Genomic DNA, 13,541 nt, shown 5'->3' on the forward strand with positions numbered 1-13,541 from the left:
AAAACGATATAATAAGAAAGTTGAGATTTGATTTTCAGTTGTCTTAGTCCAGAGAAATGGCGGTGCTGCGAGCCATCTAAGCTAGAAAGTCATGCTACTCAATCATACAATTGCATAAGAATAAGAGAATGACAAGTTCATTGAATGAAGGTGGTACCGCGGTTTTTCGCCCTTCGTGATATGAGCTTGTCTTTTAATTTTTGGAGGTGTTGATGAAAACATTTCTTGTCAAACAAAAGTTTCGTCTTGGAGGCGAACGCTTCGCTATCAAGGATGACAGGGGAGAAATCGCCTATCAGGTAGAGGGATCATTTTTTTAAGATTCCCAAAACTTTTACCATCTATGATGTTAATGGTGAACAAGTCAGTCAGATTAGTAAAGAAATCTTGACCTTGCTTCCTCGTTTTGAGATTCAGCTTCGGGATGGCTCGAGTTTTGTCATTCGCAAGAAGTTGACCTTCTGGCGAGATAAGTATGAGTTTGATAATCTAGGTCTTCGTATCGAGGGCAATATCTGGGATTTGAATTTCAAATTGCTGGATGATCGCGATCAGCTGATTGCGGAAATTAAGAAGGAACTCTTCCATCTGACCTCTACCTATAACGTAACGGTCCTTGAGGACGCTTATGCAGACCTAGTCATTTCCCTCTGTGTCGCGATTGACTATGTGGAGATGCTGGAAAGCCAATCACATTAAACAAGTAAATAAGGAGACAATATGAAACAACTATCTAGTGCACAAGTACGCCAAATGTGGCTTGACTTCTGGGCAACCAAAGGTCACTCTGTAGAACCATCAGTGAGTTTGGTTCCTGTAAATGACCCAACACTTTTGTGGATCAACTCTGGTGTAGCAACTCTTAAGAAATACTTTGATGGGACTATTATCCCAGAGAATCCACGTATTACCAATGCGCAAAAGGCGATCCGTACCAATGACATCGAGAACGTAGGGAAGACTGCACGTCACCATACTATGTTTGAAATGTTGGGGAACTTCTCTATCGGTGATTACTTCCGAGACGAAGCGATCACTTGGGCTTATGAGCTTTTGACAAGCCCTGAATGGTTTGATTTTCCTGCTGAGAAACTTTACATGACTTACTATCCAGATGATAAAGATTCTTACAACCGTTGGATTGAAGTGGGAGTGGACCCAAGCCACTTAATTCCAATCGAAGATAACTTCTGGGAAATCGGTGCTGGGCCTTCTGGACCTGATACAGAAATTTTCTTTGACCGAGGAGAAGCTTTTGACCCAGAAAATATAGGTCTTCGCCTTCTTGCAGAAGATATCGAAAACGACCGTTACATTGAAATCTGGAACATCGTTTTGTCACAATTTAACGCAGATCCTGCTGTTCCTCGTAGCGAATACAAGGAATTGCCACACAAGAACATTGATACGGGCGCTGGTTTGGAGCGTTTGGTGGCCGTTATCCAAGGGGCTAAGACCAACTTTGAAACGGACCTCTTCATGCCAATCATTCGTGAAGTGGAGAAATTGTCTGGTAAGGTTTATGACCAAGATGGCGACAACATGAGCTTTAAGGTCATCGCAGACCACATCCGTTCCCTTTCATTTGCCATCGGTGATGGTGCCCTTCCAGGAAATGAAGGTCGTGGTTATGTCCTTCGTCGTCTTCTCCGTCGTGCTTCTATGCATGGTCAAAAATTGGGAATCAACGAGCCTTTCCTTTACAAACTCGTTCCAACTGTTGGAAAAATTATGGAAAGCTACTATCCAGAAGTGCTTGAAAAACGTGACTTTATTGAGAAAATCGTTAAGAGTGAAGAAGAGTCATTTGCCCGTACCCTTCACTCAGGTCAACACTTTGCCCAAGGCATCGTAGCTGACTTGAAAGAAAAAGGTCAATCTGTTATCGCTGGTTCAGATGTCTTCAAACTTTATGACACTTATGGATTCCCAGTTGAATTGACTGAGGAAATCGCTGAAGAAGCTGGTATGACTGTAGACCGTGAAGGTTTTGAAGCAGCCATGAAAGAACAGCAAGAGCGTGCGCGTGCGTCAGCTGTCAAGGGTGGCTCAATGGGTATGCAAAATGAAACCCTTCAAAACATCACTGTAGAAAGTGTCTTCAACTACAATGCTAGCCAATTATCTTCTAAATTGGTGGCTATCGTGGCTGATAATGCAGAGGTAGAAGCTGTATCAGAAGGAACTGCCTCACTTATCTTTGCGGAAACGCCATTCTATGCTGAAATGGGTGGACAGGTCGCTGACCACGGACAAATCTTGGATGAGTCAGGTAAGGTTGTGGCTACTGTGACAAATGTTCAAAAAGCACCAAACGGACAAGCTCTTCATATAGTTGAAGTCCTTGCACCACTTACCTTGAACCAAGAATATACCTTGGCAATCGATACTAATCGTCGTCACCGTGTTATGAAAAACCACACTGCGACTCACTTGCTTCACGCTGCCCTTCATAATATCCTTGGAAACCACGCAACACAAGCAGGATCTCTTAACGAAGTTGAATTCCTTCGCTTTGACTTTACACACTTCCAAGCAGTAACTGCAGAAGAATTGCGTGCGATTGAACAGCAAGTCAACGAAAAAATCTGGGAAGCTCTTGAAGTGAAGACAGTTAAAACGGATATTGACACTGCTAAAGAAATGGGTGCTATGGCCCTCTTTGGTGAGAAATACGGTAAAGAAGTCCGTGTTGTTACTATTGGTGACTACTCTATCGAGCTTTGTGGTGGTACTCACGTTGGTAACACTTCTGAGATTGGCCTCTTCAAGATTGTCAAAGAAGAAGGTATCGGATCAGGAACTCGCCGTATCTTGGCAGTGACTGGTAAGGAAGCCTTTGAAGCCTACCGTGAACAAGAGGACGCTCTTAAAGCTGTCGCAGCAACCTTGAAAGCACCTCAACTTAAAGAAGTACCTCACAAGGTAGAAGGACTTCAAGAACAACTTCGTCAATTGCAAAAAGAAAATGCTGAGTTGAAAGAAAAAGCCACAGCTGCAGCCGCAGGCGATATCTTCAAGGATGTGAAGGAAGTCAATGGTCACCGTTACATTGCTAGCCAAGTATCTGTATCTGATGCTGGTGCTCTTCGTACTTTTGCGGATAACTGGAAACAAAAAGACTACTCTGATCTTCTTGTCCTAGTTGCCGCTATTGGTGATAAAGTCAATGTCCTTGTAGCAAGCAAGACAAAAGACCTTCATGCAGGAAACCTTGTCAAAGAATTAGCACCAATCGTCGATGGACGTGGTGGTGGTAAACCAGACATGGCCATGGCAGGAGGAAGCAACCAAGCTAAGATCCAAGAATTGTTGGATGCAGTAGCAGGTAAATTGTAAGAAAATAAAGATCTATCCATTTGGGTAGGTCTTTTTGTGAATAGAAAAAAGCCAAATCTGATTGGATCTGGCTTTATAATCAATGGCAATTAGATTGTATTGGCAGTCCAGACACTTACCGAAGCAGCTGAGACTGGAAATTGTCCATAACCTTCCTCATCAATTGTAACTTGACCTTGGTGGTTTTCAAGTAAATCTACAAAGGTTTGGTTAGCCCATTCTTGGCCGACAAACATTGACTTGCTGTTTTCTTGGTCATTTGAGATAAGAACTGCGATTGGGGATTGATGTTCAGCACCTGAACGTACCCAACCGATACAGTTAGGATCATCAAAGTAGTCTGTTTGCTCTCCATAGGCCAAATCTTTTCGGATGGCTAGGAGGCGGTCAAGGCCTTCTTTGAAATCTTGTTGAGCATACTGCCCTGAAATCCCATAGTAGTCTCCGTAAAAGACACATGGAAGGCCGTCTTGGCGTAATAGAATGAGGGCATAGGCTGCTGGTTTGAACCATTCTTTAACAGTAGATTCAAGAGCCTGACCACGTTGGGTATCGTGGTTGTCGACAAAGGTTACAGCCTTGTAAGGTTTGAGCTCAACCAAGCTATCTGTGAAAATACCACGAAGATCATAGTTTGCGCCAGCTTGACTGGCTTCAAAGAGATTCTGGTGGAGACGAACATCGACAAGGTCAAAGCGTTCTTCCGTTTTTTCAAGATAGTCCAGATTGGCTTCCTTGTCAGGATTCCAAAATTCACCAAAAACATAGAAATCCTCACCGTATTTTTCCTTCATATCACGGATAAAATTGCTCATGAAGAAAGAGTCAATGTGTTTAACGGCATCCAAGCGGAAACCAGCTACACCAGTCGTTTCCATGAACCAGTCAGCCCAGTCATAGATATTTTGGATGACTTCAGGATGTTTAAAGTCTAGGTCGGCATACATGAGGTAGTCGTAGTTACCGTTTTCATTATCGACCAATTCCTCATTTGCCCAACCCTTGTTGTCTCCTTGAATCAGATAAATCCCAGACTTTCGGCGTTTGGCATCATAGTCTGTACCAGTGAAGTGGTACCAGTGCCAGTGGAAGTCATTGTAGGTATCTTGGCGACCATCGAAGGTAAAGCTAGTCCAGCCATTGATGGTGAAGGGTTCCCCAAGTTCAACTGTACGGTCTACAGGATCCACTTCAATAACCTGAAAGGCTTCCATGTGATCAGCAGCAGCCTTGTGATTGAGCACCACATCGGCCATAGGTTGAATTCCCTGTGCTTTTAGAGCTTGAATGGCTTGAAGATAGTCTTCTTTGAAACCATACTTGGTGCGGACAGTACCTTTTTGATTAAACTCGCCTAGGTCGAATAAGTCATAGACCCCATAGCCGACATCTTTTTCATTGGTAGCCTTGAAGGCTGGTGGCATCCAGACATGGCTGATACCGAGATCAGCTAGGTGTGGAGCATCTTCAGCCAGACGCGTCCAGTGCTGGCCGTCATGGGGCAGATACCATTCAAAGTATTGCATGAGTGTTTGATTTTGCATGATGTTTCCTCTTACTTGTCAATCTTGTTCTTTATTCTATCATAAAGTATCGGTTAGCTCAAACGTTTGCGTAAAACTGAATAATAAGTTTTTGACTATTTTATATAAAATGTTGATTTTTAAAATGAAAGCGCTATAATTATAGTAAATTACATAGATAAAGAGAGGAGATTTCTCATGATTGAATTTCAAAATGTTAGTAAGTTGTATGGTGATAAAGAGGCCTTGAGCAATCTCAATCTGCAGATTGAAAATGGAGAGATTATGGGCTTGATTGGCCATAATGGGGCTGGAAAATCGACCACTATAAAATCCTTAGTCAGTATCATTTCACCCAGCAGTGGTCGTATTTTGGTAGACGGTCAGGAGTTATCGGAAAATCGTTTAGCTATTAAACGAAAGATTGGCTATGTAGCAGACTCGCCTGACTTATTTTTACGCTTAACGGCCAATGAATTTTGGGAATTGATTGCTTCATCCTATGATCTGACTAGCTCTGACTTGGAGGCTAGTCTAGCTAGGCTATTGAACGTTTTTGATTTTGCTGAAAACCGCTATCAGGTTATTGAAACCCTTTCTCACGGAATGCGTCAGAAAGTCTTTGTCATCGGAGCACTCTTGTCTGATCCTGATATTTGGGTTTTGGACGAACCCTTGACTGGTTTGGATCCCCAGGCTGCCTTTGATTTGAAGCAAATGATGAAGGAACATGCACAAAAAGGGAAGACGGTCTTGTTTTCAACTCATGTCCTAGAGGTAGCTGAGCAAGTCTGTGATCGGATTGCCATTTTGAAAAAGGGACATTTGATTTATTGTGGTAGCGTAGTGGACTTGAGAAAAGACCACCCAGACCAGTCTTTGGAAAGTATTTATCTGAGTCTTGCTGGTAGAAAAGAGGAGGTTTCAGATGCGTCTCAAGGTCATTAAAAAATTAGTTGATATCAATATCCTCTATTCATCTCAAGAAGCTAATCTGGCTAATCTACGAAAGAAGCAAGCTAAAAATCCTGGAAAAAAAGTAAATGTTTCCGCTAGAGTCCTCAGTTCTTACATTTTTTCCAGTCTCTTGATGCTCATCATGTTTATAAATATAGCCTTTCGTTTTCCTTTTGAGGAAATGCCAAGTTTTTTTAGTAGCATGATTGCTATTTTACTGGTGCTTGCCTTTTCAACTTCTTTCACTGCATTTTACAATGTCTTTTATGAGAGTAAGGATTTGGTATCGTATAGGCCCTATGCCTTTAAAGAATCAGAGATTATAATTGCTAAAGGACTGTCTGTTCTCTTGCCAGCTCTAGCTGGAATTGTACCAATCCTAGCTTATTTTCTAGTCCTCTATATTAGGCTAGCTCCTTCTCTTTGGCTGGGCTTGCCTTTGATGCTGCTGTCCTTGGCCTTGTTATTTGTCTCTGTTACTTTAGTGATGGTAGTGGCAGTACATTTCTTGGCTCAGACTACGGTTTTCAGAAAGTATCAGTCTATTTTTTCGAATGTGATGATTGGAATAGGAGTTCTCATACCTTTAATATTTGTCCTCTTTCTACAGTCGACTTTTGGAAGTATTGTTGACAAAGTTAGAGACATTCCATTTCTCCTTTATCCTCTTCATATCTTTTACAAAATAGCAGTGGAGCCTTTTTCGACAGAAGCCATACTGGGTCTGCTCGCTTGGATAATTCTAACTCTTTTCTTGCTTTACCTGACCAAAAAGAAGGTTTTTCCTCGTTTTTATGATGTGATCCTACTTAATAGTGAGGAGAAGGTCAAAAAAGAACGTCGCAGTAAGGAGGGGCTTTCAACTACTAAAAAGGGCTTTTTCCGTATGGTTTTACGCTACCACCTCACCCTTTTAGGACAGGGGACTGGCGTGATTACAGTGCTTTTTACAAGTGCTTTCCTTCCTTATCTCATGATGATCGGTCTGATTTCCAACATCCGAGATTCTCAGATAGTTCCGGACATTCATCCTCCATACTGGTTACCCTTGTTTTTTATAGCTCTTTTTATATCTGTTGTCAATAACAATATCACCAGCCTGCATTCAATAGCCTTATCCTTGGAGAGGGAAAATGTTGATTTTCTTAAGAGTTTACCTTTTGACTTTGCTCGCTATGTGAAAGTGAAATTTTGGATTATATTTGCTGTCCAGTCCTTTTTACCAGTTTTGATTTTACTTGGTCTTTCTCTATATCTAGGCTTGCCCATCCTTTCGATGATTTACCTTCTTGTAGTCTGGACCCTTGCCAGTGTCATCCTTTCTTGCCACCATTACTTTAAGGACGTGAAAAATCTGTCAACCAATTGGAGTAACATTACGGACCTGGTGAACCGTTCAAATCGTATAGTAGCAATAGTTTTACTCTTAATTTATAGTGCAATCTTAATGGCCCTTGTAATAGGGAGCATATTCTTGGTTCGGTCTCTCTCCCCTATCCTTGCCATTAGCTTGGGAGTAGGAGCTCTTATCCTTCTGCTTGGTCTTGCTATTTTTGGATATCATTACTACCTGTCACGCATATTGACGGAAATAGAAAAAAGATGAGATAGTTGGTCGCTTGCTTGATAAATCTTATAAAAAGAAATGCTCCTCCAAGACGGAAGAGCATTTTTTATTGTGATTTTGATTCGGTTTCGGCAGACTCGGGGTGGAGTTCTTGGTAACTTGGTGCTTTGAAAAGGTCAGTACTGGTTTTACCTTGTCGTTGGCTAAAGAGACTAGTTGACTGACTACCTTTTTCTTGCTCAATTTTTTGCAGAATTGGTAAGGAATTGAGGTAAGAAATGCTTTCTGTATCAACTGTTCCAAGATGATCTTTTTGGTAGAAACGTATCAAATCACCAGTTTGAATCTGGTCGCTGATTTTTAGCTGTTGACTGGCTGCCTGACGAACGCTTTCTAGTTCAGTTTGAGCTTGTTCATCAAGATTGCTGATTTCAAGACCACTCTCAGTATAGTAGGTACGTCCGTCGTAACTAGTGTATTTAGGTGTGACAAAGGAATTGGCAGTCCGAAAGGCAACGATTTTTTGATGGTCTGGAGACAGAAGATCTTGTCCAACTTGAAGGAAGGAATTGGACTCAATACCAAGGAGGTGTTCGAGAGTCGGTAAGATATCAATTTGTCCACCATAGGTATTGATGATTTGTCCTTTTTCATAACCAGGCATGACTACCATAAAAGGCACTCGTTGCAACATGGCATTGTCGTAATTCGACCAGTTCTCAGAAGTCTTTCCAATCAAAGGTGCCAGGTCAGGATTGCGGGAATTAGAAATGCCATAATGGTCTCCGTAGATGACGATGATGGATTTTTCATAGAGGCCACTTTCTTTGAGATAGTCAAAGAAGGCCTTGATGGCACTATCCAGATAGTTAGCTGTTTGGAAGTAGCCGTTGATTGTTTCATCTTTGGTTTTAGCCAGTGGGAAACCAAGCTCATCTCCCGTCAGATTGCTAGCATAGGGATAGTGATTGGACACCGTGATATACTTGGCATAAAAAGGCTGTTGCAAATGCTCCAGATATTGGATAGAATCTTTCATCATGATTTTATCATTTAAACCATATTGGAAAGAATTGCTACTGTCTTGCTTGGTGAAGTAGGAAGCATCAAAGAAGTATTGGTAGCCCCATTGTTTATAGGTCGTATTTCGATTCCAGAAGGTCCCGATATTACCGTGAAAGACGGCACTCGATTGATAGCCGTTTTTTGATAGGATAAAAGGTGCTGCCTGCTGGGTATTGGTACCACCGTAATTGACCATAAAGGAACCTTGGTCAAGTCCAAACAAACCAGTCTCCAGCATGGTTTCCGCATCTGAGGTCTTACCAGCCTTGACTTGGTTAAAGATATTCGAAAAGGCTAGGGTTGATTGCGAATGGTAGAGGGAATTAAGGAAGGGAGTGACTTCATGATCAGTTCCATCTATGTTGAGTTTATAGTCAAGCAGGAATTGCTGGAAACTCTCCAAGTGGAGATAAATCACATTTTTCCCTTTGGCTAAGCCAAAATAGTCTGGATTGGGCTTAGCAGAATGTTCTTGAATATAATCTGTAATAGGTTGAAGATCAGTCTCAGAGGCCTTGGCACGTTCTTTGTTGGCGCTGTAGGATTGGTTGGCACTATAGCCTAAAAAGGCTGGCAAACTAAGAGCGCGGACAACATAATAATTAGAAAATCCTCGCGATAGGAGATCGGGACGTTCAATCTCTGCCAAGAAAAGATTAGCTGAAAAGAGCAGGGCTGAAAGAGCAGTGATGGCAACACTGGAGCGGAATTTGAAAGGTCTCCTATCCAGCTGGATGATCTTTTTATAGAGAAGATAAGCCAGCAGTGGGAAATCTATAAAATAGATGAAATCCCAAAGGCGTAGTAACTCTAGTTCCGCAGTACCAACAGATACCTTGCTGACTACTTTCATGGTATTAGCCGTGATAAAGTCACTAAATTCTCGATAGTAAAAGATATTAGAATAGAGCCAAATGAATAAAAGACTATAAATAGCTATACTAAGACTGTAAAAGGCCTTGGTTGAGCGAGCATAGAGGGCTAGAGCCAGCAGGAGGAGTCCCAAAGGCAGGGGGTTGAAAAAGGCGATAAAGGCAAGGTAATTTCCCTGCAATTTACCCAATTGAATATCTAAATTGAAGTCAACGGTATAGGCTAATAAGGTTTTGAGCCAATAGAGGATTAAAAGGGTTAGGACAAAACCCAGTCTGGTACCCATGGCTTTTTGGATTTTGTTAAAATTGATTCTCACACAATTACTTCCTAAGTTTTTATTAGTATTAGTATACCATTTTTTAAAACTAGAGTAAAAAAGCAAGGGTAGTTTCTTTTTTGAGAATTGTCACAAAATTTGCTATAATAGTGACTATGAATGGAATAAGAGTCAGCAAAAGGGTTGAAAAGAAGCTCGCAAAGGGGCTTGTTTTACTGGAAGCCAGCGATCTTGCAGATATCCAACTCAAGGATCAGGAAGTAGAAGTCCATAGTCAAGAAGGAAACTTTCTTGGGACTGCCTACCTTTCTCAGCAAAACAAGGGCTTGGGTTGGTTTGTTAGCACAGACAAGGTGGCCTTTAATCAGGCTTTCTTTGAAACGTTGTTTAGAAAAGCTAAAGAAAAGAGAAAAGCTTACTATCAAGATGATTTGACAACTGCCTTTCGTCTTTTTAACCAAGAGGGAGATGGCTTTGGGGGTTTGACAGTGGACCTTTATGGCGAGTATGCCGTCTTTTCTTGGTATAACTCTTATGTTTATCAGATTCGCAAGCTTATCTCAGAAGCCTTTAGACAGGTTTTTCCTGAGGTTTTAGGGACCTATGAGAAGATCCGCTTTAAGGGTTTGGACTATGAATCTGCCCATGTTTATGGTCAAGAAGCACCTGACTTCTTCACTGTTTTGGAAAATGGTGTCCTCTATCAAGTCTTTATGAATGATGGCTTGATGACAGGGATTTTCCTAGATCAGCACGAGGTTCGTGGGAGCCTGGTTGACGGATTGGCTATGGGTAAATCCTTGCTCAATATGTTTTCCTATACAGCAGTCTTTTCAGTAGCTGCAGCTATGGGAGGAGCAAGCCAGACAACTTCAGTTGACCTAGCTAAACGTTCACGAGAATTGTCTCAAGCGCATTTTCAGGAAAATGGAATCAGTACAGAGACAGAGGCCCATCGTTTTATAGTCATGGATGTCTTTGAGTATTTCAAGTATGCTAAGCGAAAAGGCTTGACCTACGATGTGATTGTACTAGATCCGCCTAGCTTTGCTCGGAACAAAAAACAAACGTTCTCTGTGGCCAAGGATTATCACAAGTTGATTTCCCAGAGTCTTGAGATTTTAAATCCGGGAGGGATTATCATTGCTAGTACCAATGCTGCCAATGTTTCCCGCCAGAAATTTATAGAACAAATTGATAAAGGCTTTGCAGGAAGAAGTTACCAGATTTTAAATAAATACGGTCTTCCAGCAGATTTTGCCTATAATAAAAAAGATGAAAGTAGTAATTACCTCAAGGTGATTAGTATGAAGGTTAGTAAATGAAATTAATCGTTTCAGTAATGCCAAGAAGTTTAGAGGAGGCCCAGGCTCTGGATGCCACGAAGTACCTAGATGCCGACATCATTGAATGGCGTGCCGACTATCTACCTAAGGAAGCGATTTTGCAGGTAGCTCCAGCTATTTTTGAAAAATTCGCTGGCCGTGAGTTGGTTTTCACTCTGCGAACTCGCGCTGAAGGGGGAGAAATTGACCTTGCTCCAGAAGAATATATCCATCTAATCAAGGAAGTGGCGCAACTCTATCAACCAGACTATATTGATTTTGAGTACTATAGCTACAAGGATGTTTTTGAGGAAATGCTGGACTTCCCGAATCTCATTTTGAGTTACCACAATTTCCAAGAAACACCTGAAAATATGATGGAAATCTTGTCAGAGTTGACGAGCTTAAATCCAAAACTTGTTAAGGTTGCGGTTATGGCCCACACGGAGCAGGATGTGCTAGACTTGATGAACTATACACGAGGCTTTAAAACCCTCAATCCTGAACAGGAATATGTGACCATTTCTATGGGAAAAGTGGGCAAGGTCTCTCGTATCACTGCAGATGTGACTGGTTCTAGCTGGTCCTTTGCTAGTCTAGATGAGGCTAGTGCCCCAGGTCAGATTTCTCTAGCTAACATGAAAAAAATCAGGGAGATTTTGGATGAAGCTTGATGGCTATACACGTTTAGCTGCCGTGGTTGCCAATCCTATTAAGCATTCTATTTCCCCCTTTATTCACAATAGTGCCTTTGAGGCGACAGCTACCAACGGTGCTTATGTAGCTTGGGAGATTGAAGCGGGTGACTTGGCAGAAACAGTGGCCAATATTCGTCGCTACCAGATGTTTGGTATCAACCTTTCCATGCCCTATAAGGAGCAGGTGATTCCTTATTTGGATGAGCTGAGCGATGAAGCGCGCTTGATTGGTGCGGTCAATACGGTTGTCAATGAGAATGGCAATTTAATTGGATATAATACAGATGGCAAGGGATTTTTTAAGAGCTTGCCTTCTTTTACAATTACAGGTAAAAAGATGACTCTGCTGGGTGCTGGTGGTGCGGCCAAGTCCATTCTGGCACAAGCTATTTTGGATGGCGTTAGCCAGATTTCGGTTTTTGTTCGTTCGATTTCAAGGGAAAAAACAAGACCTTACCTAGACAAGTTACAGGAGCAGACAGGCTTTAAGGTGGACTTGTATGCTTTAGAAGATGTTTCTGAACTGCAAGCAAGGATTGCTGAGTCGGATTTACTGGTCAATGCCACCAGTGTGGGCATGGATGGTCAATCATCTCCAGTTCCTGAAAGCATAGTCTTACCAGAAACTCTCTTAGTAGCAGATATCATTTACAAGCCTTTTGAAACCCCATTTTTGAAATGGGCTAGAAGTCAGGGGAATCCAGTTGTCAATGGTCTGGGAATGTTGCTCTATCAAGCTGCAGAAGCTTTTCAACTGTGGACAGGAAAGGAAATGCCGACAGAAGAGATTTGGCAGTCCTTAACAGAAAAATACCAATAAAGAAAGGGAGATTCTCCTATGAAAATCAGAATCGATATTCCTCATCATCCTTATGATATTCAGATTGAAAAAGGCTGTCTGGCTCAGGCTGGTCAATGGTTGCGAGAACTATGGCAACCACAAAAAGTGGTCATTGTAACAGACAACCATGTAGCTTCTCTTTATGCAGAGAAGGTCAAACTCAGCCTAGAAGATGCTGGTTTTCAGGTAGCCGTTTTTGACTTTTTAGAAGGTGAAGAAAGAAAGAATTTAACCACTGTTCAGAAAGTCTATGAATTTTTAGTTAAGCAGGGTTTGACTCGTAGCGATGGAATCGTTGCTCTTGGCGGTGGTGTCGTTGGGGACTTGGCTGGTTTTGTAGCCTCTACCTATATGAGGGGAATCCACTTTGTTCAGATTCCGACTAGTTTAACTGCCCAGGTGGATTCTTCTATTGGCGGAAAGACAGGCGTTAACACTCCATTTGCTAAGAATATGGTGGGTACCTTTGCCCAACCAGATGGGGTTCTGATTGATCCGCTTGTCCTTGAAACACTTGGAAAGAGAGAGTTGATTGAAGGAATGGGTGAAGTTATCAAGTATGGCCTGATTGAGGATCCAGAACTTTGGGCTCTCTTGACGGAGCTGGATGGTTCTGTAGAGAGCATTTTGGAGCATGCGGAGACCTTGATTGAACATTCTTGTCAGGTTAAGCGCAAGATGGTGGTTGAGGATGAGCTGGACAACGGTGTTCGCCTTTACCTCAATTTTGGCCACACTATTGGCCATGCCATTGAAGCAACAGCTGGCTATGGAAAAGTCATGCATGGTGAAGCTGTGGCTATGGGTATGGTACAAATTTCAAAGGTTGCTGAGGAAAAAGGCCTTATGCCAGCTGGGATAACCCAGTCCATTACAACCATGTGTCAGAAATTTGGCTTGCCTGTTGACTATGAAAACTGGGATGTTGATAAGCTTTATCAGGCTTTGACTCATGATAAGAAGGCGCGTGGCAATACCTTGAAATTGGTCTTGGTACCAGAGCTCGGTTCGACAACCATTCACCCAGTTTCTCTGGAAGAGATGAAAGACTACTTGGTAAAATAAGGAGAGTG

At 42.0% G+C, this 13,541-nt stretch carries 9 protein-coding genes and 1 pseudogene; 8 read left to right on the forward strand and 2 right to left on the reverse strand.

All coding sequences use genetic code 11. The annotated features are described in order from the left end of the window. The first annotated feature begins 212 nt into the window (after positions 1-212). Together NMM26_RS03495 and alaS are read left to right on the forward strand one after the other, a co-directional pair. A pseudogene (locus tag NMM26_RS03495) lies at positions 213-699 on the forward strand (LURP-one-related/scramblase family protein). 21 nt (positions 700-720) lie between these two features. After that, on the forward strand, positions 721-3,339 hold the full coding sequence (gene alaS, locus NMM26_RS03500) for an alanine--tRNA ligase (RefSeq protein WP_049502178.1): 2,619 nt from the start codon (positions 721-723) through the stop codon (positions 3,337-3,339). Positions 3,340-3,428: 89 nt separating this feature from the next. Here the strand turns inward: alaS and NMM26_RS03505 are convergent, their stop codons facing one another. Beyond that, positions 3,429-4,883, reverse strand: a complete 1,455-nt coding sequence (locus NMM26_RS03505; RefSeq protein ID WP_001181038.1) for an alpha-amylase — start codon at positions 4,881-4,883, stop codon at positions 3,429-3,431. Positions 4,884-5,060: 177 nt separating this feature from the next. Here NMM26_RS03505 and NMM26_RS03510 point away from each other — a divergent pair, with 177 nt between their 5' ends. Both NMM26_RS03510 and NMM26_RS03515 read left to right on the forward strand, forming a co-directional pair. After that, the gene (locus tag NMM26_RS03510) at positions 5,061-5,810 is read left to right on the forward strand and encodes an ABC transporter ATP-binding protein (protein ID WP_000569198.1); all 750 of its coding nucleotides are present in this window, start codon (positions 5,061-5,063) and stop codon (positions 5,808-5,810) included. Then, positions 5,791-7,425: a hypothetical protein gene (locus tag NMM26_RS03515; RefSeq protein ID WP_001237592.1), complete on the forward strand. Its 1,635-nt coding sequence runs from the start codon at positions 5,791-5,793 to the stop codon at positions 7,423-7,425. Before NMM26_RS03510 ends, NMM26_RS03515 begins: the two co-directional genes overlap by 20 nt. Positions 7,426-7,492: 67 nt before the next feature. On the opposite strand, the gene NMM26_RS03520 is transcribed toward NMM26_RS03515, so the two are convergent. After that, a complete protein-coding gene (locus NMM26_RS03520) occupies positions 7,493-9,610 on the reverse strand; it encodes an LTA synthase family protein (protein ID WP_029690068.1) in 2,118 nt (705 codons plus the stop codon). Positions 9,611-9,759: 149 nt separating this feature from the next. On the opposite strand from NMM26_RS03520, the gene NMM26_RS03525 reads away from it, so the two are divergent. Genes NMM26_RS03525 through aroB form a run of 4 tightly spaced genes read left to right on the forward strand, consistent with a single transcriptional unit; the run spans position 9,760 to position 13,533 of the window. Beyond that, the gene (locus NMM26_RS03525) at positions 9,760-10,929 is read left to right on the forward strand and encodes a class I SAM-dependent rRNA methyltransferase (protein WP_254753734.1); all 1,170 of its coding nucleotides are present in this window, start codon (positions 9,760-9,762) and stop codon (positions 10,927-10,929) included. Beyond that, positions 10,926-11,603 (forward strand): type I 3-dehydroquinate dehydratase, encoded by a 678-nt coding sequence (aroD, locus tag NMM26_RS03530; protein ID WP_000767749.1) that lies wholly within the window; start codon positions 10,926-10,928, stop codon positions 11,601-11,603. Before NMM26_RS03525 ends, aroD begins: the two co-directional genes overlap by 4 nt. Then, entirely contained in the window at positions 11,593-12,447 is an 855-nt protein-coding gene (locus NMM26_RS03535) for a shikimate dehydrogenase (protein WP_254753733.1), read from the forward strand. The genes aroD and NMM26_RS03535 overlap by 11 nt, the downstream gene beginning before the upstream one ends. 18 nt (positions 12,448-12,465) lie before the next feature. Continuing rightward, a complete protein-coding gene (gene aroB, locus NMM26_RS03540; RefSeq protein WP_254753732.1) occupies positions 12,466-13,533 on the forward strand; it encodes a 3-dehydroquinate synthase in 1,068 nt (355 codons plus the stop codon). Positions 13,534-13,541: the final 8 nt, after the last annotated feature.

This window comes from Streptococcus sp. CF7_Ac1-8 (assembly GCF_024295435.1).
Lineage (GTDB): Bacteria > Bacillota > Bacilli > Lactobacillales > Streptococcaceae > Streptococcus > Streptococcus mitis_AP.

Coding starts and splice junctions, on each gene's coding strand:
- alaS (WP_049502178.1), top strand. CDS start 721: ATGAAACAACTATCTAGTGCACAAGTACGCCAAATGTGGCTTGACTTC.
- NMM26_RS03505 (WP_001181038.1), bottom strand. CDS start 4,883: ATGCAAAATCAAACACTCATGCAATACTTTGAATGGTATCTGCCCCAT.
- NMM26_RS03510 (WP_000569198.1), top strand. CDS start 5,061: ATGATTGAATTTCAAAATGTTAGTAAGTTGTATGGTGATAAAGAGGCC.
- NMM26_RS03515 (WP_001237592.1), top strand. CDS start 5,791: ATGCGTCTCAAGGTCATTAAAAAATTAGTTGATATCAATATCCTCTAT.
- NMM26_RS03520 (WP_029690068.1), bottom strand. CDS start 9,610: ATGGGTACCAGACTGGGTTTTGTCCTAACCCTTTTAATCCTCTATTGG.
- NMM26_RS03525 (WP_254753734.1), top strand. CDS start 9,760: ATGAATGGAATAAGAGTCAGCAAAAGGGTTGAAAAGAAGCTCGCAAAG.
- aroD (WP_000767749.1), top strand. CDS start 10,926: ATGAAATTAATCGTTTCAGTAATGCCAAGAAGTTTAGAGGAGGCCCAG.
- NMM26_RS03535 (WP_254753733.1), top strand. CDS start 11,593: ATGAAGCTTGATGGCTATACACGTTTAGCTGCCGTGGTTGCCAATCCT.
- aroB (WP_254753732.1), top strand. CDS start 12,466: ATGAAAATCAGAATCGATATTCCTCATCATCCTTATGATATTCAGATT.